The 20294-nt window shown below is 66.2% G+C and carries 8 protein-coding genes; 3 read left to right on the top strand and 5 right to left on the bottom strand.

Annotation, left to right across the window (positions count from 1 at the left end; all coding sequences use genetic code 11):
• Positions 1 to 23: 23 nt before the first annotated feature.
• Positions 24 to 575: a 3'-5' exonuclease gene (locus ACN6NG_RS07365; protein WP_016498652.1), complete on the bottom strand. Its 552-nt coding sequence runs from the start codon at positions 573 to 575 to the stop codon at positions 24 to 26.
• Between the two features lie 171 nt (positions 576 to 746).
• Between ACN6NG_RS07365 and ACN6NG_RS07370 the strand changes: the two genes are divergently transcribed.
• Positions 747 to 1547, top strand: a complete 801-nt coding sequence (locus ACN6NG_RS07370) for a substrate-binding periplasmic protein (RefSeq protein WP_063423127.1) — start codon at positions 747 to 749, stop codon at positions 1545 to 1547.
• A gap of 63 nt (positions 1548 to 1610) precedes the next feature.
• Positions 1611 to 2624, top strand: a complete 1014-nt coding sequence (locus ACN6NG_RS07375) for a GNAT family N-acetyltransferase (RefSeq protein WP_063423126.1) — start codon at positions 1611 to 1613, stop codon at positions 2622 to 2624.
• Between the two features lie 150 nt (positions 2625 to 2774).
• Here the strand turns inward: ACN6NG_RS07375 and ACN6NG_RS07380 are convergent, their stop codons facing one another.
• Positions 2775 to 3305, bottom strand: a complete 531-nt coding sequence (locus ACN6NG_RS07380; protein ID WP_016498655.1) for an RNA polymerase factor sigma-70 — start codon at positions 3303 to 3305, stop codon at positions 2775 to 2777.
• A 306-nt stretch (positions 3306 to 3611) separates the two neighbouring features.
• Between ACN6NG_RS07380 and ACN6NG_RS07385 the strand changes: the two genes are divergently transcribed.
• Positions 3612 to 16565: a non-ribosomal peptide synthetase gene (locus ACN6NG_RS07385; RefSeq protein WP_474313355.1), complete on the top strand. Its 12954-nt coding sequence runs from the start codon at positions 3612 to 3614 to the stop codon at positions 16563 to 16565.
• Between the two features lie 289 nt (positions 16566 to 16854).
• Here the strand turns inward: ACN6NG_RS07385 and dsbG are convergent, their stop codons facing one another.
• Genes dsbG through dsbD form a run of 3 tightly spaced genes read right to left on the bottom strand, consistent with a single transcriptional unit; the run spans position 16855 to position 20166 of the window.
• On the bottom strand, positions 16855 to 17613 hold the full coding sequence (gene dsbG / locus ACN6NG_RS07390) for a thiol:disulfide interchange protein DsbG (RefSeq protein WP_028613381.1): 759 nt from the start codon (positions 17611 to 17613) through the stop codon (positions 16855 to 16857).
• A gap of 1 nt (position 17614) precedes the next feature.
• Entirely contained in the window at positions 17615 to 18451 is an 837-nt protein-coding gene (locus ACN6NG_RS07395) for a TlpA family protein disulfide reductase (RefSeq protein ID WP_474313356.1), read from the bottom strand.
• On the bottom strand, positions 18451 to 20166 hold the full coding sequence (gene dsbD, locus ACN6NG_RS07400) for a protein-disulfide reductase DsbD (RefSeq protein ID WP_474313358.1): 1716 nt from the start codon (positions 20164 to 20166) through the stop codon (positions 18451 to 18453). Before dsbD ends, ACN6NG_RS07395 begins: the two co-directional genes overlap by 1 nt.
• Positions 20167 to 20294: the final 128 nt, after the last annotated feature.

Here is a 20294-nt window from a genome sequence, read left to right on the forward strand (position 1 = left end):
CCCACAGGCCTCGTCATCTGCTTTCAGGGGCTGCTGGCGGGCAGGGTCAACGGTAAAAGCCGCGCCGTGTTGCGCGCATCTTCAAGGGCCCGGTGCTGCTGCCCGCAAAAGTGCATGCCGGCCAGGTGCAGTGCACCGTTCAGGCCTGTGGGGCGCTGCAGGTGGCGGGCCTTGGCAAAGCGTTGCTTGAGGTTGATGTGCGGCAAGGTCCGTAGCAGGCTGTCGAGCCCGTGAAGCTGCCATTCCTGGTGCAGTTGCTGGCGGTCGTAGTCGCCCCAGCTGACCCAGGCCTGAAGCTGCTCACGGTGGGGCCCGAGCCAGCGCTCGAAGCTTGCCCACACATCGCGAAACGGCGCAGCGCTGTCCACATCGGCCTGGCTTATGTGCGTCAGTTCGCGGCAAAAAGGGGTCAGCTGTGGCCGCCGCCGTGGCCGCACGAAACACTGAAAGTGGTCGACCTCGCGGCCTTCGCGGGTAACCAGGCTGGCGCCGATTTCAATGACTTCCATTTCTGTTACAGGCCACCCACCCTCGTCGGTGGTGGCTTCCAGGTCGATCACCAACCAATGGCCCATACCAGGCTCCCTTGCAGATCCTGCTAGAGCGTAGCCAAACTCCGCGCATACGGCACCCCCTGGCATATTGCCGCCTGCTTTGTCACAAAGAGCGCGCACCAGCAGTTGTGCCGCTTCCGGAAAACGCCTAGCTTAAGCGGACCCAGGCATGAACCGTGATGAGCGTCCGTCTTGACTCCAGCACCCGGCCCCAAGGCCTTGTCCACCCTGATGTTGCTGGCCGTGTATTGGCTGGCGGTGCCGGCATGGGCTGCCGACGCCGTCGAGGTGAAGATTGGCGCGGCGCATTTCCCGCCCTACACGGTGCGCCCTGAACAGGGGGCCGACACCGGCCTGTTGCCGCAACTGGTCGACGCGCTCAACCGCTTGCAGCAGGGTTATCACTTCGTCCTGGTGCCCACTTCCATCCAGCGGCGTTTTGGTGACTTCCAGCAAGGCCGCACCGACATGGCGATTTTCGAGAACCCACAATGGGGCTGGGAGCAGATTGCCCACCAGACCGTCGACATGGGCCTGGAGGATGCCGAAGTGTTCGTTGCCCGCCAGGCCAATGGCAGCGACCCGCATTACTTCGACGACCTGAGTGACAAACGTTTGGCATTGTTCAACGGCTACCACTACGCGTTCGCCGGCTTCAACTCCGACCCCGACTACCTGCGCGAAGCCTACAACGCGACCCTGACCTACTCCCACGACAGCAACCTGCTGATGGTGCAGGCTGGCCGCGCCGATATCGCCCTGGTCACGCGCTCCTACCTCAGCGATTTCCTGGCGCGCAACCCGGCCAGCAGGGCGCAGCTGGTGCCTTCGCAACGCATCGATCAGGTCTATCACCACTACGCCCTGCTGCGCCCGGGGGCGCCTATCGGCGAGCAGTCGTTCGCCGGCCTGCTGCGCAGCCTGCGTGACAGCGGTGAACTGGCACGGATCTTCGAGCCCTACCGCATCACGGTCGCGGCCCCCCAAGACTAAATTCATACGCTGCGCCAGCGTTCTCAGCAGTGAGCCTTTTCTTCATTTTCGTGAGTCCAGCCCATGCCGTTCGATGCCGCTTCGCAGCCCCTGTCACCGCCACGCTGGCGCAGCCTCAGTGCCGAGGAGGGTGACAGCTGGCTAAGCCTCACCCTCGAAGGCCGCCCACTGATCCAGGTGCGCCTGGAGGCGGGCGCTACCTTGCACGTCCACCTCGAGCGCGTCTGCCATGAGCGCCCCTATGAAGCCTTGTGGGCTGCCTGCTACTGGCTGCTGTCCCGCGATACGGCCCGCCAGCGCCTGGTCTGGCACTTGCCCGAGGTACAGCCCCAGGCACTGGCCAGTGGCTTGCTGCTGGAGGCTGAGCAAGCTGGCCAGTACCTGTGCGAGCGGGCGCTGTTCTGGCAGCTGCCACAGCCATGGCTGGGTGATGCGCTGGCCTCGGTGTACCCGCAGCAGATGCAGATCAGTAACGGCAAGCGTCACCCGCGGCGGGCGCCCAAGCCCCGTGGAGAGGTGTACCGGCGCTTCGATGCGCGCCTGGGTAGCTGGGTATCGCTGCGCACGCTGGAGATCGAGCACGACCTGGAGCGTTTCAACCGCTGGCAGAACAACCCGCGGGTGGATGCGTTCTGGCAGGAGGGCGGTACGCTGGCGCAGCACCGCGAGTACCTGGGCAAGCTGGAGGCCGACCCGCATACCCTGACGTTGATCGGCTGCTTTGATGATGAGCCGTTTGCCTACTTCGAGGCGTACTGGGCCAAGGAAGATCGCATTGCTCCGTTCTACCCGGCCGATGACTACGACCGCGGCATCCACATGCTGGTAGGGGAGGAGAGCCATCGCGGGCCGCACAAGGTGGCCAGCTGGCTATCGGCGCTGGTGCACTACCTGTTCCTGGATGACCCGCGTACCCAGCGGGTGGTGGCTGAGCCACGTGCCGACAACGGCAAGATGATCGGCTACATGCACGACCAGTGTTTCCATTGCGACAAGGAGTTCGACTTCCCGCACAAGCGTGCGGCGCTGATGATTCTGGGGCGGGAACGGTTCTTCGATCGCTGCAAGCTGGCTTGAGTCCCAAGGGGCCGCTTTGCGGCCCATCGCCGGCAAGCCGGCTCCCATAAGGGATAGCGCAGGCCTGAGGTTGATGCGGTCGAGGTGGCAGCTGGCTTGCCGGCGATGGGCTGCGCAGCACCTCTATAGGATAGGCGCGAACCTGAAGCCTCAGGCCTGCCGATTGGCCGTCTTGCGGCAGTGCACCAGCGCATCGCGGATCATGAAGTTGACCAGTGTCGGCGACACGCCCAGCTCCTTGGCAATGTCCTTCTGCGGTACGCCATGCAGGCGGTACATCTCGAACGCATAGCGGGTACGCTGCGGCAGTTCGTTCAGCGCCTCGGCAATGTCGTCCAGCGCGGCGAGGTTGATGTGGGTCGCTTCGGGCGAGGCGTTCTGGAGGACCACGTTCAGGCCTTCCTCCTCGCTGCCGGAGTACTTCAGCTCCATCGCCTGCTTACGGTAGTGGTCAATCGCCAGGTTGCGCACAATCTGGAACAGGTAGCTGAGCTGCGCCTTGAACGACGAGGTGATCTGCGGGGCGGCGTTGAGCCGGAAAAAGGCATCCTGCACCACATCTTCGGCGCGCGAGCGGCAGCCGGTGATGCGGGCGGCGATCTTGACCAGGATGCTGCGATTGTCGACGAAGGCCTGCAGTAATGGTGAATCGCACTTACTTGTGGATAGTTGTTCCGCCATGGAAATCACCTTGTCACAGAGGAGAAAGGAGGCCCCCAAGGCTGGGAAGCTTCCTACGACGTGCGACAAGCTATTCAGAATGATAATGATTGTCAAATACGAAACGTAATTAGTATCTGTATCTTTCGGTTCTAAGCCCGCAGTGTGAAACGGTTCACCCTTGGCCCCTTCTGGCACCGCGTAATCCCCGCTAATTTCTGCCCCCGCCCATCCGTTCTCCTGTGTACATCCTCGGTCGCCACTCGCTGTCCGCCCACGTTCGCGGAGCAGCCGGCACGCCCCAACAGACACTGGCAGGAACACCCCATGACGGACGCCTTCGAACTCCCGCTCTCGCTGGTCCAGGCACTGGCGCAACGCGCCGCGCAGACCCCGGACAAGATCGCCTTGCGCTTTCTGGCCGACGCCCCCGGCGAGCAGGCCGTGCTCAGTTACCGGGACCTCGACCAGCGCGCATGCACCATCGCCGCCGCCTTGCAGGCCCGTGCCGGCTTCGGCGACCGTGCTGTGCTGTTGTTCCCCAGTGGTCCGGACTACGTGGCGGCGTTCTTCGGTTGCCTGTATGCCGGGGTGATCGCGGTGCCGGCTTACCCGCCGGAGTCTGCGCGTCAGCATCACCAGGAACGTTTGCTGTCGATCATCGACGATGCCGAGCCTCGCCTGCTGCTGACGGTCGCGGCGTTGCACGGCAGCCTGCAAGGCCTGGAAGCGCTGGCGGCGGACAACGGCCCTGAACTGCTGGCGGTGGACGGCCTGGACCCGGCGCTGGCCGCGGACTGGCGCGAGCCCGCGCTGCAAGGTGATGACATCGCCTTCCTGCAGTACACCTCTGGCTCCACTGCGCTGCCCAAGGGCGTGCAGGTCAGCCATGGCAACCTGGTGGCCAACGAGCAGTTGATCCGCAAGGGCTTCGGCATCGACCTCAACCCCGACGACGTGATCGTCAGCTGGTTGCCGCTGTACCACGACATGGGCCTGATTGGCGGCCTGCTGCAGCCGATCTTCAGCGGCGTGCCGTGCGTGCTGATGTCGCCGGGTTATTTCCTGGCCCGGCCGCAGCGCTGGTTGCAGGCCATCAGCGAGTATGGCGGTACCATCAGCGGTGGCCCCGACTTTGCCTACCGCCTGTGCAGCGAGCGGGTCAGCGAGGCCTCGTTGGCCGGTCTCGACCTGAGCCGCTGGCGCGTGGCTTATTCCGGTTCCGAGCCGATCCGCCAGGACAGCCTGGCGACGTTCGCCGACAAGTTCCTGGCCAGCGGCTTCGACCGGCAGAGCTTCTTCGCCAGCTACGGCCTGGCCGAAGCCACCCTGTTCGTCAGCGGCAGCCGCCGCGGCCAGGGCATCGCCGCGCTGGAACTGGACGCCGAAGCCTTCGCCGCCAACCGTGCCGAGCCGGGCAAAGGCAGCGTGCTGATGAGCTGCGGCTACCCGCAGCCCGGTCACGCGGTACGTGTCGTCGAGCCGCAGCACTTGCAGGTGCTGGGCGACAACCAGGTCGGCGAAATCTGGGCCGGTGGCCCGAGCATCGCCTTGGGTTACTGGCGCAACCCCGAAGCCAGTGCCCGCACCTTCGTTGAAATGGACGGCCAGACCTGGCTGCGTACCGGCGACCTGGGCTTCATGCGCGAGGGTGAGGTGTTCGTCACCGGGCGCCTGAAAGACATGCTGATCGTACGGGGCCAGAACCTGTACCCGCAGGACCTGGAAAAAACCCTCGAACGCGAGGTCGAGGTGCTGCGCAAAGGCCGGGTGGCAGTGTTTGCCGTCGAGCAGCAGGGCGAGGAGGGCATCGGCGTGGCGGTGGAGATCAGCCGCAACGTGCAAAAGGCAATCAAACCCCAGGACCTGATCAAAACCCTGCGCCAGGTGATCGCCGACGCCTGCCGCCAGGCCCCGGCTGTGGTCCTGTTGCTGAACCCGGGCGCGCTGCCCAAGACCTCCAGTGGCAAGCTGCAGCGCTCGGCCTGCCGCCTGCGCATGGACGATGGCAGCCTGGACTGCTACGCCCGCTTCCCTGATGTGAGCGAAGCCGCTGCAAGCGCGGCTGCTGGCGATGAACTGCAAACACGCATCGCCGCCGTGTGGCGCGACATCCTCAAGCTAGAGGCGGTTGCAGCAGACGACCACTTCCTGCTGCTGGGCGGCAACTCCATCGCCGCCACCCAGGCCACCGCACGCCTGGCCGATGAGCTGGGCATCAACCTGAGCCTGCGCACCCTGTTCGAAGTGCCAGTGCTGGCTGATTACAGTAACGCCGTGGCCTCGATCATCGCTGAAGGCGCCGCCGGCACCGCCACCATCGCAACGCTGGAACGCGCCCAGGCGTTGCCCCAGTCGCTGGCGCAAAACCGCTTGTGGCTGATGTGGCAGTTGCAGCCAGAATCGGCCGCCTACAACATCCCGGCCGGCCTGCAGCTGCGCGGCGAGCTGGACGAAAGCGCCCTGGAAGCCGCCTTCCAGGCGCTGGTGGCGCGCCACGAATCCCTGCGCACCGTATTCAGCGAAGAAAACGGCCAGGCCCTGCAACGCATCTTGCCGCAACAGCCGTTCAGCCTGCACCGCCTGGGCCTCGAAGGCCAAACCCCCGAGCAGGTCAGGGCCGAGCGTGAAGCCGAGGCCCGTCAGCCGTTCGACCTGACCCAGGGCCCGTTGCTGCGGGTGACCCTGGCACGCCTGGATGACGAAGACCATCAGCTATGGGTGACCCTGCACCACATCGTCGCTGACGGCTGGTCGCTGAACATCCTGCTGGATGAATTCGCCAAGCTTTACGCGGCCCGCTGCCAGGGGCTGGAGGCCAGTCTGGCGCCGCTGACCCTGGGTTACGCCGACTACGGCACCTGGCAGCGACAATGGCTGGCCGCCGGTGAAGCCGAGCGCCAACTGCAGTACTGGAAAGCACAGTTGCGCGATGAACTGCCGGTGCTCGACCTGTGCACCGACCACCCCCGCGCCAGTCAGCGCGAGTACAGCGCTGAGCGGTTCACCCTCAAGGTGCCGGCCAAGCTTGCCGAAGCACTCAAGAGCCTGGCCCGCGAACAGCAGGCCAGCCTGTTCATGGTCCTGCTGGCCGGCTGGCAGGCGCTGCTGCACCGCTACAGCGGCCAGGCTGACATCCGTGTCGGTGTGCCCAACGCCAACCGCCCGCGCCTGGAAGCCCAAGGCATGGTCGGCTTCTTCATCAATACCCAGGTACTGTGCGCGCAGCTCGATGGCCGCTTGCCATTCGCGCAGTTGCTGGCCCAGGTGCGCCAGGCCACCCTTGAGGCGCAGGCCAACCAGGACCTGCCGTTCGAACAACTGGTCGAAGCCCTGCCGCAAGCCCGTGAGCAAGGCCTGTTCCAGGTCATGTTCAACCACCAGCAACGCGACCTGTCGGCCCTGCGCCGCCTGCCGGGGCTGTTGGCCGAAGAGCTGCCGTGGCACAGCCGCGAAGCCAAGTTCGACCTTCAGCTGCACAGCGAAGAAGACCATCAGGGCCGCCTGAGCCTGGCCTTCGACTATGCCGCAGAGCTGTTCGAAGCCAGCACCGTCAAACGTCTGGCCCATCACCTGCTGGCCCTGCTGGAACAGGTGTGCGCCGCGCCGCAGCGGCCGCTGGGCGAAGTGCAATTGCTCGACGAGCCTGGCCGCGCGCAACTGTTGGGCTGGGGCCGCGCACCGGCTGCCGCGCCGCCAAGCCTGTTGGTCGAACAACTCAACGAACAGGCCCGCCGGACCCCGCAACGCACCGCGCTGGCCTGGGACGGCGGCAGCCTCGACTACGCCGAACTGCACCAGCAGGCCAACCGCCTGGCCCATTACCTGCGCGACAAAGGCGTCGGCCCCGACACCTGCGTAGCCATTGCCATCGAGCGTTCGCCACAGTTGCTGGTGGGCCTGCTGGCCATCCTCAAGGCCGGCGGCGCCTACGTGCCGCTGGACGTCGACTACCCGGCCGAACGCCTGGCCTACATGCTGGCCGACTGCAACGCCGGCCTGCTGCTGAGCCACAGCAGCCTGCTGGGCAAGCTGCCACAGGTCGACGGCGTCAGCGCCATTGCCCTCGACCAGTTGCACCTGGACAGCTGGCCCAGCCATGCCCCCGGCCTGCACCTGCACGGCGACAACCTGGCGTACGTGATCTACACGTCCGGCTCCACCGGCCAGCCCAAGGGCGTGGGCAATACCCATGCGGCGCTGGCCGAGCGCCTGCAGTGGATGCAGGCCACCTACGCGCTGAATGACAGCGATGTGCTGATGCAGAAGGCGCCGATCAGCTTCGATGTGTCGGTGTGGGAGTGCTTCTGGCCACTGGTAACCGGCTGCAAGCTGGTACTCGCCGGCCCCGGTGAGCACCGTGACCCGCAACGCATTGCCGCGCTGGTGCAAGCCCATGGCGTGACCACGCTGCACTTCGTGCCGCCACTGTTGCAGGTGTTTGTCCAGGAGCCGCAGGCGGGCGCCTGCAGCAGCCTGCGCCGGGTGTTCTCCGGTGGCGAAGCATTGCCTGCGGCGTTGCGTGACCGGGTGCTGCAAGTGCTGCCGCAGGTGCAGTTGCACAACCGCTATGGCCCGACCGAAACCGCCATCAACGTCACCCACTGGCACTGCCAGGCGGCGGACGGCGAGCGCTCGCCCATCGGCCGCCCGCTGGGCAATGTGCTGTGCCGTGTGCTGGACGATGAGCTTGAACTGGCCGCCCCTGGCGTGCCGGGCGAGCTGTACCTGGGTGGCGCGGGCCTGGCCCGTGGCTACCTGGGCCGCCCGGGTCTTACCGCCGAGCGCTTCGTACCCCAGGCCGACGGCCATGGCGAGCGCCTGTACCGCAGCGGCGACCGCGCCCGCTGGCAGGTGCAGCTTGAGGCCCTGGAATACCTCGGTCGCCTCGACCAGCAGGTAAAGGTGCGGGGTTTCCGCGTCGAGCCAGAAGAAGTGCAGGCCTGCCTGTTGGCACAGCCGGGTGTTGAACAGGCGCTGGTGCTGATCCACAAGGACGCCGTTGGCGCGCAACTGGTGGGTTATTACAGTGGCAGTGCACAGCCAGCCGAAGTACTGGCCGTGCTGGCTGAGCAACTGCCCGCGTACATGGTGCCGGCGCAGCTCATCCCGTTGGCACAGCTGCCGCTGGGCCCCAGCGGCAAGGTTGACCGCAAGGCGCTGCCGGCCCCGGTGTGGCAGCAACGCGAACATGTCGAGCCACACACCGAGTTGCAGCAGCAGGTCGCCGCTATCTGGCGCGAGGTGCTGAACCTGCCGCGCGTCGGCCTGCAGGACGACTTCTTCGCCTTGGGCGGGCACTCGCTGCTGGCCACGCAGATCGTCTCGCGCAGCCGCCAGGCCTGCGATGTCGAGCTGCCGCTCAAGGCACTGTTCGAAGCCAGCGAACTGGGCGCCTTCAGTGCCGAGATCGCACGCATACGCGCCGCCGGCCAGCGCAACCTGCAAGGCGCAATCGCCCGCGTCGACCGGCGTCAGGCGGTGCCGCTATCGTATTCGCAGCAGCGCATGTGGTTCCTCTGGCAAATGGAGCCGGACAGCCCGGCGTACAACGTCGGCGGCATGGCACGCCTGCGCGGCACCCTGCATGTGGACGCTTTCGAGCGTGCGCTGCAGGCGTTGATCGTGCGCCATGAAACCTTGCGCACCACCTTCCCCAGCGTCGACGGGGTGCCGTACCAGTGCGTTGCCGAAGACAGTGGCCTGCACCTCGACTGGCAGGACTTCAGTGCCTTGCCCATCGATGCCCGCCAGCAACACCTGCAACAACTTGCCGACGACCAGGCGCACCAGCCGTTCGACCTGGAGCGCGGCCCGCTGCTGCGCGCCTGCCTGGTCAAGGCTGACGAGCGCGAGCATTTTTTCGTGCTCACCCTGCACCACATCGTCACCGAAGGCTGGGCCATGGACATTTTCGCCCGCGAGCTAGGCGAGCTGTACGAAGCCTTTGTCGATGACCGCGAGTCGCCGCTGGCGCCGCTGCCGGTGCAATACCTGGACTACAGCGTGTGGCAACGGCAATGGCTGGAAAGCGGCGAGGGCGCTCGTCAACTGGCCTACTGGAAGGACCGCCTGGGCGACGAGCACCCGGTGCTGGCGTTGCCTGCCGACCGCCCGCGCCCGGCAGTACAGAGCCACCGCGGCGAGCTGTACCGCTTTGAACTCGACCCGGCGCTGGTGGCCCGCGTGCATGCCTTCAACAGCCAGCGCGGCCTGACCCTGTTCATGACCATGACCGCCACCCTGGCCGCCTTGCTGCACCGCTACAGCGGCCAGCGCGACCTGCGCATCGGCGCGCCGGTGGCCAACCGCATCCGCCCGGAAAGCGAAGGCCTGATCGGCGCCTTCCTCAATACCCAGGTGCTGCGCTGCGAGCTGGATGGCCAGATGACCGCCAACGCACTGCTGGAGCAGTTGCGCCAGGCCGCCATCGAAGGCCAGTCGCACCAGGACCTGCCGTTCGACCAGTTGGTCGAAGCTTTGCAGCCGCCGCGCAGCAGCGCCTATAACCCGCTGTTCCAGGTGATGTGCAACGTGCAGCGCTGGGCCTTCCAGCAAAGCCGCACACTGGCCGGCATGCAGGTGGATTACCTGCTCAATGACGCCAGTGCCACCAAGTTCGACCTGTACCTGGAGGTCACCGACCTCGACGGCCGCCTGGGTTGCTGCCTGACTTACAGCCGCGACCTGTTCGACGAACCGCGCATAGCGCGCATGGCCGAGCACTGGCAGCACCTGCTGGTCGGCTTGCTGGACAACCCGCAGCAGCGCCTGTGCGAGCTGCCGATGCTGAGCGGTGCGGAGCAGCAGGTGCTGGCGGGCCAGTTGCAGGGCAAGCACGACTTCGACCTCGACCAGACCCTGCACGGCCTGTTCGCCGCCCAGGCGGCGCGCACACCACAGGCTGGCGCGCTGACCTTCGCTGGCCAGCACATGACTTACGCCGAACTCGATCAGCGGGCCAACCGCCTGGCCCGCGCCCTGCGCGAGCGTGGCGTCGGCCCGCAGGTGCGCGTGGGCCTGGCGCTGGAGCGCTCGCTGGAAATGGTCGTCGGCCTGCTGGCCATCCTCAAGGCCGGCGGCGCCTACGTGCCGCTCGACCCCGAGTACCCGCTCGACCGCTTGCGCTACATGATCGAAGACAGCCGCATCGGCCTGCTGCTCAGCCAGCGTGAGCTGTTGCAAACCCTGGGCGAGCTGCCTGAGGGCGTGGCCCGCTGGAGCCTGGAGGACGATGCCGCCAGCCTGTCGGCCTACAGCGATGCGCCGCTGGACAACCTCAACCTGCCGCAGCATCAGGCGTACTTGATCTACACCTCCGGCTCCACCGGCAAGCCCAAGGGCGTGGTGGTCAGCCATGGCGAATTTGCCATGCACTGCCAGGCGGTCATCGCCGCGTTCGGCATGCGCAGCGATGATTGCGAGCTGCATTTCTATTCGGTCAACTTCGACGCTGCCAGCGAGCGCCTGTGGGTGCCGTTGCTATGCGGTGCCCGCGTGGTGCTGCGCGCCCAGGGGCAGTGGGGCGCCGAGGAGATCTGCCAGCTGGTGCGCGAGCAGCAGGTGAGCATTTTGGGCTTCACCCCCAGCTACGGTAGCCAGTTGGCGCAGTACCTGGGCGGGCAGGGCGAGCAATTGCCGGTGCGCCTGGTGATTACCGGGGGTGAAGCGTTGACCGGCGAGCACCTGCAGCGTATTCGCCAGGCCTTTGCGCCGCAGCAGTTCTTCAACGCCTACGGCCCGACCGAAACCGTGGTCATGCCGCTGGCCTGCCTGGCGCCAGAGGTGTTGCCTGCGGACCTTGGCAGTGTGCCGATCGGCCGCGTCATCGGTAGCCGCTCGGCCTACATCCTCGACGAAGACCTGGCCCTGTTACCGCAAGGTGGCATTGGTGAGCTGTATGTCGGCGGCGCCGGCCTGGCTCAGGGTTATCACGACCGGCCGGGCCTGAGCGCCGAGCGATTCGTCGCTGACCCGTTCAGCACCGAAGGGGGCCGTTTGTATCGCACCGGCGACCTGGTGCGCATGGGCGCTGACGGCCTGGTCGAGTACGTCGGCCGTGCCGACCAGCAGGTGAAAATTCGCGGTTTCCGCATCGAACTGGGCGAGATCGAGAGCCGCTTGCAGGCCCATGCCGATGTTGACGAGGCCGTGGTGCTGGCCTTGGATCTACCGGGCGGCAAGCAACTGGTGGGCTACCTGGTGTGCAAGCAGGCCATGGCTGGCAGCGAGGCGCAAAGCCAGCTGCGTGAAGCAGTGAAGGCCGATGCCCGCCAGCACCTGCCGGATTACATGGTGCCGGCGCATCTGGTGTTGCTCGACAGCTTGCCGCTGATGGGTAACGGCAAGCTCGACCGCCGTGCGCTGCCACTGCCAGACCTGGAGCAGGCGCGTCAACAGTACCAGCCCCCCGGCAACGAGGTGGAAGCGCAACTGGCGCAGATCTGGCGCGACGTGCTCAACGTTGCCCGGGTAGGGGTGCAGGATAACTTCTTCGAACTGGGCGGCGACTCGATCCTGTCGATCCAGGTGGTCAGCCGGGCCCGTCAGGCCGGCTTGCAATTCACCCCGCGCGACCTGTTCCAGCACCAGACCATCCAGACCCTGGCGGCCGTTGTTCGGTACAGCGAAGCCGCGAGCAGCATCGAGCAGGGCTTGCGCCAAGGCCAGACCGGCCTGACGCCGATCCAGCACTGGTTCTTCGACAGTGAAGTGCCACAGCCGCAGCACTGGAACCAGGCGGTGCTGCTGGAAGCTCGCCAACCATTGGATGAGGCCGCGCTTGGCCAGGCGTTGGCTGCACTGGTGCAGCACCACGACAGCCTGCGCCTGCGCTTCGACGAGGCCCGTGGCCGCTGGCAGGCCGAATACGCCCAGCCTGACGCGAGGCAATTGCTGTGGACCGCCACCGTGGCCGATTTTGCCGATTGTCAGGCGCTGTATACCGACCTGCAGCGCAGCCTCGACCTGCAGCAAGGCCCGCTGCTGCGCGCCTTGCTGGTGCGTGACGGGCAGGGCAGCCAGCGTTTGTTGCTGGCGATCCATCACCTGGTGGTCGATGGCGTGTCTTGGCGGGTGCTGCTGGAAGACCTGCAGGCGCTTTACCGTGGCCAACCGCTACCGGCCAAGACCCACAGCATGGGCGACTGGTCCGCGCGCCTGGCCAGCTACGCCGGCAGCGATTCGCTGCGCGACGAACTGGGCTGGTGGCAAGGCCAGCTGGGCGGCGTGCGCCGCGAACTGCCGTGCGATCACCCCCAGGGTGGCAACCTCCACCGCCACGCCCAGACACTGGCCATCGGCCTGGACGTGGAGCAGACCCGGCAACTGCTGCAACAGGCCCCGGCCGCCTACCACACCCAGGTCAACGACCTGCTGCTGACCGCACTGGCACGTGCCTTGAGCCGCTGGAGCGGCGATGAGGAAGTGCTGGTGCAGCTTGAAGGCCACGGCCGTGACGGGCTGTTCGAAGACATGGACCTGACCCGCAGCGTCGGCTGGTTCACCAACGCCTATCCGCTGAGCCTGCGCCCGCTACCGGGCGAGGACGACGCGGCGCGGGCCGGTTCCATCAAACGCATCAAGGAACAACTGCGCCAGGTGCCGCACAAGGGCCTGGGCTACGGCGTACTGCGCTACCTGGCCGACACGGCCGGGCGCGAGCAGATGGCGGCCTTGCCGCAGGCGCGTATCACCTTCAACTACCTGGGCCAGTTCGACCAGCAATTTGACAGTGCGGCGCTGTTCCAGCCACTGGAGGCGCCGGCCGGTCTGGCGCATGACCTCGACGCACCGCTGCCAAACTGGTTGAGCGTCGATGGCCAGGTGTACGGCGGCGCCTTGCAACTGCGCTGGACCTTCAGCGCCGAGCGCTATGACCCGCAGACCATCGCCCGCCTGGCCGAGGCCTATCGCCAGGAGTTGCTGGCGCTGGTCGCGCATTGCCTGGCCGATGGCAACGGCAGCTTCACCCCGTCGGACTTCCCGCTGGCGCACCTGACCCAGGAGCAGATCGACGCATTGCCGGTACCGGCTGCGCAGATCGAGGACGTTTACCCGCTGACGCCAATGCAGGAAGGCATGCTGCTGCACACCCTGCTGGAGCCGGGCACCGGCCTTTACTACATGCAGGACCGCTACCGCATCAACAGCGCCCTGGACCCTGAACGTTTCGCCCAGGCCTGGCAGGCGGTGGTGGCGCGCCACGAAGCGTTGCGCGCCTCGTTCAGCTGGAACAGCGGCGAGGCGATGCTGCAGATCATCCACAAGCCGGGCAACCTGGCAGTGGACTACCAGGACTGGCGCGGCCTTGCTGACGAGGCCCAGGAGCAGCGCCTGCAGGCCCTGCACAAGCAGGAGCGCGAGGCCGGGTTTGCCCTGCTCAGTGAAGCACCGTTCCACCTGCGCCTGGTACGCGTGGCCGACGAGCGCTACTGGTTCATGATGAGCAACCACCACATCCTGATCGATGCCTGGTGCCGCTCGCTGCTGATGAACGATTTCTTCGAGGTCTACCAGGCCCTCGGCGAAGGCCGTCAGGCCCAGTTGCCGGTGCCGCCGCGTTACCGCGATTACATCGGCTGGTTGCAGCGCCAGGGCCTGGACGACGCACGCGCCTGGTGGCAGGCCAACCTGGCCGGCTTCGAGCGCGCCACGGCCATCCCCAGCGACCGCCCGCTGCGCCATGACCACGCCGGTAGCGGCATGGTTGTTGGCGATTGCTACACCCGCCTGGAGGTGAGTGACGGCGTGCGCCTGCGCGAACTGGCCCAGGCCCACCAGCTTACCGTCAACACCTTCGCCCAGGCGGCCTGGGCCCTGGTGCTGGCACGCTACAGCGGCGAGCGCGACGTAGCCTTTGGCGTGACCGTGGCCGGGCGCCCGGTGAGCATGCCGCAGATGCAGCGCACCGTTGGCCTGTTCATCAACAGCGTTGCCCTGCGTGTGCAGTTGCCCGTATCGGGTGAGCGTTGCAGTGTGCGCCAGTGGTTGCAGGGCCTGCTGCAAAGCAACATGGAACTGCGCGAGTACGAGTACCTGCCGCTGGTGGCGATCCAGGAGTGCAGCGAGCTGCCCAAGGGCCAGCCGCTGTTCGACAGCCTGTTCGTGTTCGAGAACGCGCCGGTGGAAACCGCCGTGCTCGACCACGCCCAGCACCTCAACGCCAGCTCCGACTCGGGCCGTACCCACACCAACTTCCCGCTGACAGCGGTGTGCTACCCGGGTGATGACCTGGGCCTGCACCTGTCGTTCGACCAGCGTTACTTTGATTACCCGACCGTCGAGCGCCTGCTGGCCGAGTTCAAGCGCCTGCTGCTGGCGCTGGTGCAGGGCTTCGATGGGGAGGTGAGCGCGCTGCCGCTGTTGGGGGCAGAAGAACAGCGTTTCCTGCTGGAAGACTGCAACCGCACCGAGCGGGCTTATCCGCTGGAGCAGAGCTACATCGCGCAGTTCGAAGCGCAGGTGGCTGCGCACCCGGAACGTACCGTGGCCCGCTGCCTGGAGGCCTCCTACGACTACGCCGGGCTGAACCTGGCGGCCAACCGGCTGGGTCATGCCCTGATCTCGGCCGGTGTAAAGGTGGACCAGCCGGTGGCGCTGCTGGCCGAGCGCGGGCTGCCGCTGCTGGGCATGATCGTCGGCAGCTTCAAGGCGGGCGCTGGCTACCTGCCGCTGGACCCGGGGCTGCCGGCTGCGCGCCTGCAAAGCATCATCCAGCTCAGCCGTACCCCGGTGCTGGTGTGCAGCGCGGCCTGTGCCGAGCAAGGCCGGCAGTTGCTGGGTGAGCTGGATGTTGCGGTGCGGCCACAGCTGCTGGTGTGGGAAGACACCCAGGCCAGCCAGGTTGCCAGCCACAACCCCGGCATCCACAGTGGCCCGGACAACCTTGCCTATGTGATCTACACCTCAGGCTCGACTGGCCTGCCAAAAGGGGTGATGGTCGAGCAGCGCGGCATGCTCAACAACCAGTTGAGCAAGGTGCCGTACCTGGCGTTGAGCAATCAGGACGTCATTGCCCAGACTGCTTCGCAGAGCTTCGACATTTCGGTGTGGCAGTTCCTTGCTGCACCGCTGTTCGGCGCCAAGGTGGAGATCGTGCCGAATGCCATCGCCCACGACCCGCAAGGCCTGCTGGCACATGTGCAGGCCACCGGCATCACCGTGCTGGAAAGCGTGCCGTCGCTGATCCAGGGCATGCTAGCCAGTGACCACCAGGCCCTCGACGGCCTGCGCTGGATGCTGCCGACCGGCGAGGCCATGCCACCGGAGCTGGCCGCGCAGTGGTTGCAGCGTTACCCGCAGATCGGCCTGGTCAATGCTTACGGGCCGGCAGAGTGCTCGGATGACGTGGCGTTCTTCCGCGTAGACCCCGCCTCGACCCGCGGCAGCTACCTGCCGATCGGCACGCCGACCGACAATAATCGGCTGTACCTGTACGGCGAGGATCAGGCCCTGGTGCCGCTGGGCGCAGTTGGCGAGCTGTGCGTCGCCGGCACCGGCGTGGGCCGCGGTTATGTGGGTGACCCGGTGCGCACTGCCCTGGCATTCATTCCGCACCCGCATGGTTCGCCGGGCGAGCGCCTGTACCGCACCGGTGACCTGGCGCGGCAGCGCCCGGATGGTGTACTCGAGTATGTCGGGCGCATCGACCACCAGGTGAAGATCCGCGGTTACCGCATCGAGCTGGGCGAGATCGAAGCCCGCTTGCACGAGCAGGTCGAGATCCGCGATGCCGCCGTCGGCGTGCAGGACGGCGTCAACGGCAAGCACCTGGTCGGCTACCTGGTGGCGCACCAGGGTATAGCCGCCGATGGCGCATTGCTGGAGCAGATCAAGCAACGCCTGCGTGCCGAGCTGCCGGAGTACATGGTGCCGCTGCACTGGGGGTGGTTCGACAGCCTGCCGCACAACGCCAACGGCAAGCTCGACCGCAAGGCCCTGCCGGCCATCGACATTGGCGGCCAGCACAGTCAGGCCTATCAGGCGCCGCGCAATGAGCTGGAGGAGGTGCTGGCGGGTATCTGGGCCGATGTGCTCAAAGCCGAGCGGGTGGGGGTGCACGACAACTTCTTCGAGCTGGGCGGGCATTCGCTGCTGGCCACGCAGATCGCCTCGCGGGTGCAGAAGCAATTGCAGTTGAACGTGCCGCTGCGGGCGATGTTCGAGTGCAGCACGGTGGAGGAGCTGGCCGAGTATGTGCAAGGGCTGCAGGGCAGTGCGCTGGATGACGATAAGGTCGACCGGCTCAGTGACCTGATGGCCGAGCTCGAGGGGTTGTAGGGGTAGGGTTCGGCTTGAGGTTTGCAAGGTGGCGGAAATCGAGCGCCGCCCGCGCGGCGCATCGCGAGCTGCGCTCGCTCCTACGTTTGTTTCGGGCCAATTACTCCTGCGCCATTTGCGCGCGAACGCCTTGGCGCATGGCTTGATATCGCGCCATACAAACAAGGCGGTCGCGCGCGCCTGTCACAGGCATGACTGGCCCGAAACAAATGTAGGAGCGAGCGCAGCTCGCGATGCGCCGCGCGGGCGGCGCTCGATCTCCGCCCCACTGCAAAACTCAAGACATCCGCTAGCGTTTACCCAGTATCTTGCCCAGCATCTCCGGCCGCGGTGCCCCTTGCTGGCTTTGCAGGTTGCCCTGCTCATCCTGATAGAAAATAGCCGGGGTCGCCTGCAACCCCATTTCTTCCATCAACGCCATGTTGGCAGCCAGCTTCTGCTGCACCGCCTCGGGCACTTGTTCCAGTGCCTTCAGCGTGCTGGCCTTACCGGCTTTTTCATGTTGTTGCAGTGCCTTGGCCGGGTCTTTCGCTGCCAGCAGGGCCGCCGATTTACCCGGGCTGTCCTCGCGGATGATGCCCACCATGATATGGCGCAACTGCACTTTGCCCGACTCCACCCACGGCCGCGCCTGTTCCCAGAACATGTTGCAGTACGGGCAGTTCGGGTCGCTGAACAGGTACACCTTGCGTGGCGCATCGGCCTTGCCGTCGGCGATCCAGGCGGTTTTCTCCAGCTTCGCCCAGATGGCCTTGCTCATCGGCCCATACACCAGCTTTTCCAGCGGCTCGGCGCTAAGGTCCTTGCCTTGTTCGTCGAACAGGCTGCCGACCAGCACGTGCTTGCCGTCAGGGGTCAGGTACAGGGCCAGGGCGTTGTTCTGGTACTCGGCGGCATAACCGCGCAGGCCGTTGGGCGCATCGAAGCTGCCCTTGATCACGGCGCCCTTGGCTTGCAGTTGCTGAACTGCCTTGGGCAGTTCTTCGGCCTGCAGCGCAGGGGAGGCCAGCAGGGCCAGGGACAGGGGCAGCAGTGCAGTCAATCGCATGTCAGTTTCCTTGTGCGGCAGGGGCGGGCGTAATAGCCCGGTCGAAAGGCTCCAGGGCGTGGCGCAGGCTGGCCCGGGACAGCTCGCCCAGGTGGCTGCCGACCAGCCGCCCGCTGGCGTCATAGAACAGGGTTGTAGGCAGGGCCATGGAACCGACGCGCTGGGCCAGCAGGCCGGTGCCGTCGAACAGCACGTGGGTCAGGCTCAGGCCGGTAGTGGCGAGGAAGGTGCTGACGTTTTCCGGGGTCTCGCCCTGGTTGACGAACAGGAAGGTCACGTGCGGGTAATCGCTTTGTGCCTGTTGCAGCACTGGCATCTCACGCCGACACGGTGGGCACCAGGTGGCCCAGATGTTGATGACCAGCGGCTTGCCGCGGTAACTGTGCAGCGCCACCGGTTGGCCACCAGCGTTTCGCAGGCTCAGTTCAGGCAGCTCGGTGCCTTTGCTGTACAAGTGTCCGCCGAAGCTGGCCAGGCCCCAGAACAGCGCGCCACTGAACAATGCCCAGCCCAACGGGCGGCGCAGGCCCGGTTGACGCCAGCCCTGCCACACCGCACCGAGGACGATGCCGGCAAGGCCCGACCAGAGCAGGAAGCCGCCGTCGCGGATGTCGATCATTTGCAACGGCTCATCACGGTACATCGGCCAATAGGCCAGCACGAAGCCGGCACGGGCGCACAGAATGCCGATCAGGAACAGGTTGAACAGTGCCGATTCCGGGCTTTCGCCGCCACGCCGGGCGACCCACCAGCCGACCACACTGGCGATCACCAGGGCGGTGAGCATCAGCAGGTGGTTGAGGGCCATGGTCAGTGGCCCGAGGGTTACGGTCAACATCAGCCTTGGCTCCTGGTCTGGGCCCAGTGTTGCTGGAACGCGGCGGCATCCACTTCACCGGTAATGCGCCGCGCGCGGCGTTCGTCGCCTTCCGGACCGATCCAGATGATGCTGGGCGGGCCGGGTACCTGGTAGCGCTGCAGCAGGGCTTTGCTGGCCGGCGTGTCGGCGGTGACGTCCAGGCGCAGCAGGTGCACGCCGGCCAGGCCGGCCTGTACGTCGCCACGGGCGAACACCTGTTTTTCCATGACCTTGCACGACACGCACCAGTCGGCATAGTAGTCGAGCATCACCCACTGGCCACGGGCCTTGGCCGCATCCAGTTCACGTTGCAGGTCTTCGGGGCGGCTGACCGTGACGAAGCTGTCTTCGGCATGCTGGGCAGCAACGGGCGTGGTACCCCCACCGGTGAACGGGCGCAGCGGCTGCCAGATGTCATCGCCACCCGCGGCGGCACCGACCAGCAACAGGCTGCCCCACAAGGCACCCAGCAGCGGTACTGCACGCAATGCTGGCAGGCGCTGCAGGGCTGGCCAGGTGGCCCAGGCCAGGGCGATCAACCAGCCGCCACTCAGTGCCAGCAGCAGCGTGGCGGGCAACAGGCTACGCACGGTGTACAAGGCCATGGCCAGGAACACGAAGCCGAACACGCCCTTGACCCGGTCCATCCAGGCGCCTGGGCGCGGCAAGTAACGGTTGCCCAGGGTCACCAGCAACAGCAGCGGCACGCCCATGCCCAGGCCCAGGCTGAACAGCACCAGTGCCCCTTGCAGCACGTCGCCGCTCTGGGCGATGTACAGCAGGGCGCCGGCCAACGGCGCGGTCATGCATGGGCCCAGCAGCAGGCCGGACAACGCCCCGAGTAGCGCCGCGCCATACAGGTTGCCGCCCCGGGTACCGTGCCCGGCGCGGTCAAGGCGGTCGCGCAGGGCGGCGGGCAGTTGCAGTTCGAAGGCGCCAAACATAGGCAGGGCCAGCAGCACGAACAGCCCCGCCAGGCTGCCCAGCAGCCAGGGTTGCTGCAGCCAGGCCTGCAGGCTGGCACCCAGCAGTGCGGCGACCACGCCCAGGGCGGCGTACACCAGTGCCATGCTCAGCACATACACCCCGGCCAGCAGCCAGCCGCGTCGGGCGCTGGCGCCATTGCCCAGCACCAGCCCGGCAAGGATCGGCAGCATCGGGAGCGAGCAGGGGGTAAAGGCCAGCAGCAGCCCAAGGCCGAAGAACGCCAGCAGGCTCCAGGCCAGGTGGCCCTGTTGCAGGCCACTGGCCAAGGCCTGGTCGCTGGCTTGCTCGGCGGCGGGTGCCACGCTGCCGCCCAGGTCGATCAGCGTAGTCTGCGGTGGATAGCACAGGCCGGCGTCGGCGCAGCCTTGCCAGCCCAGGCGCAACTGGCCCTGGGCATTGGCCGGCAGCAGCAGTTCGAGCTGATCGCGGTACACCGCACTGTCACCGAAGAATTCGTCATTGTGGTTGAGCGCCGGCGGCAATTGCGGGTGCTGCTCGGCAGGCAGGCCGTCGAACTTGAGCCGCTTCTGGTACAGGTAGTAGCCCTGCTTGATCTGGAAGTACAGGCGCATCTGGCCGTCGGCCTGGCGGTCGTGGGTGAGTACAAAGGCCTGGTCGACCGGCAGGAAATCCGGTTTTACATCAAACGGGTTGGCCTGCAACGGGCCGGCCAGAAGCAGTGTCAGGAAGAGCAGGAGGACGCGCATGTCTTCGCCTTGGCAGATCTAGGAATGGGGCCATGCTGGCTGGGGCTGATTAAATGAAGGTTAACTCTGGTTTTTGGGCAGATGCTTGTCGGGAGATTTTTAGCGCCTGGCAAACACCTGCCAGCCCA

The organism is Pseudomonas sp. TSO6 (assembly GCF_056098905.1).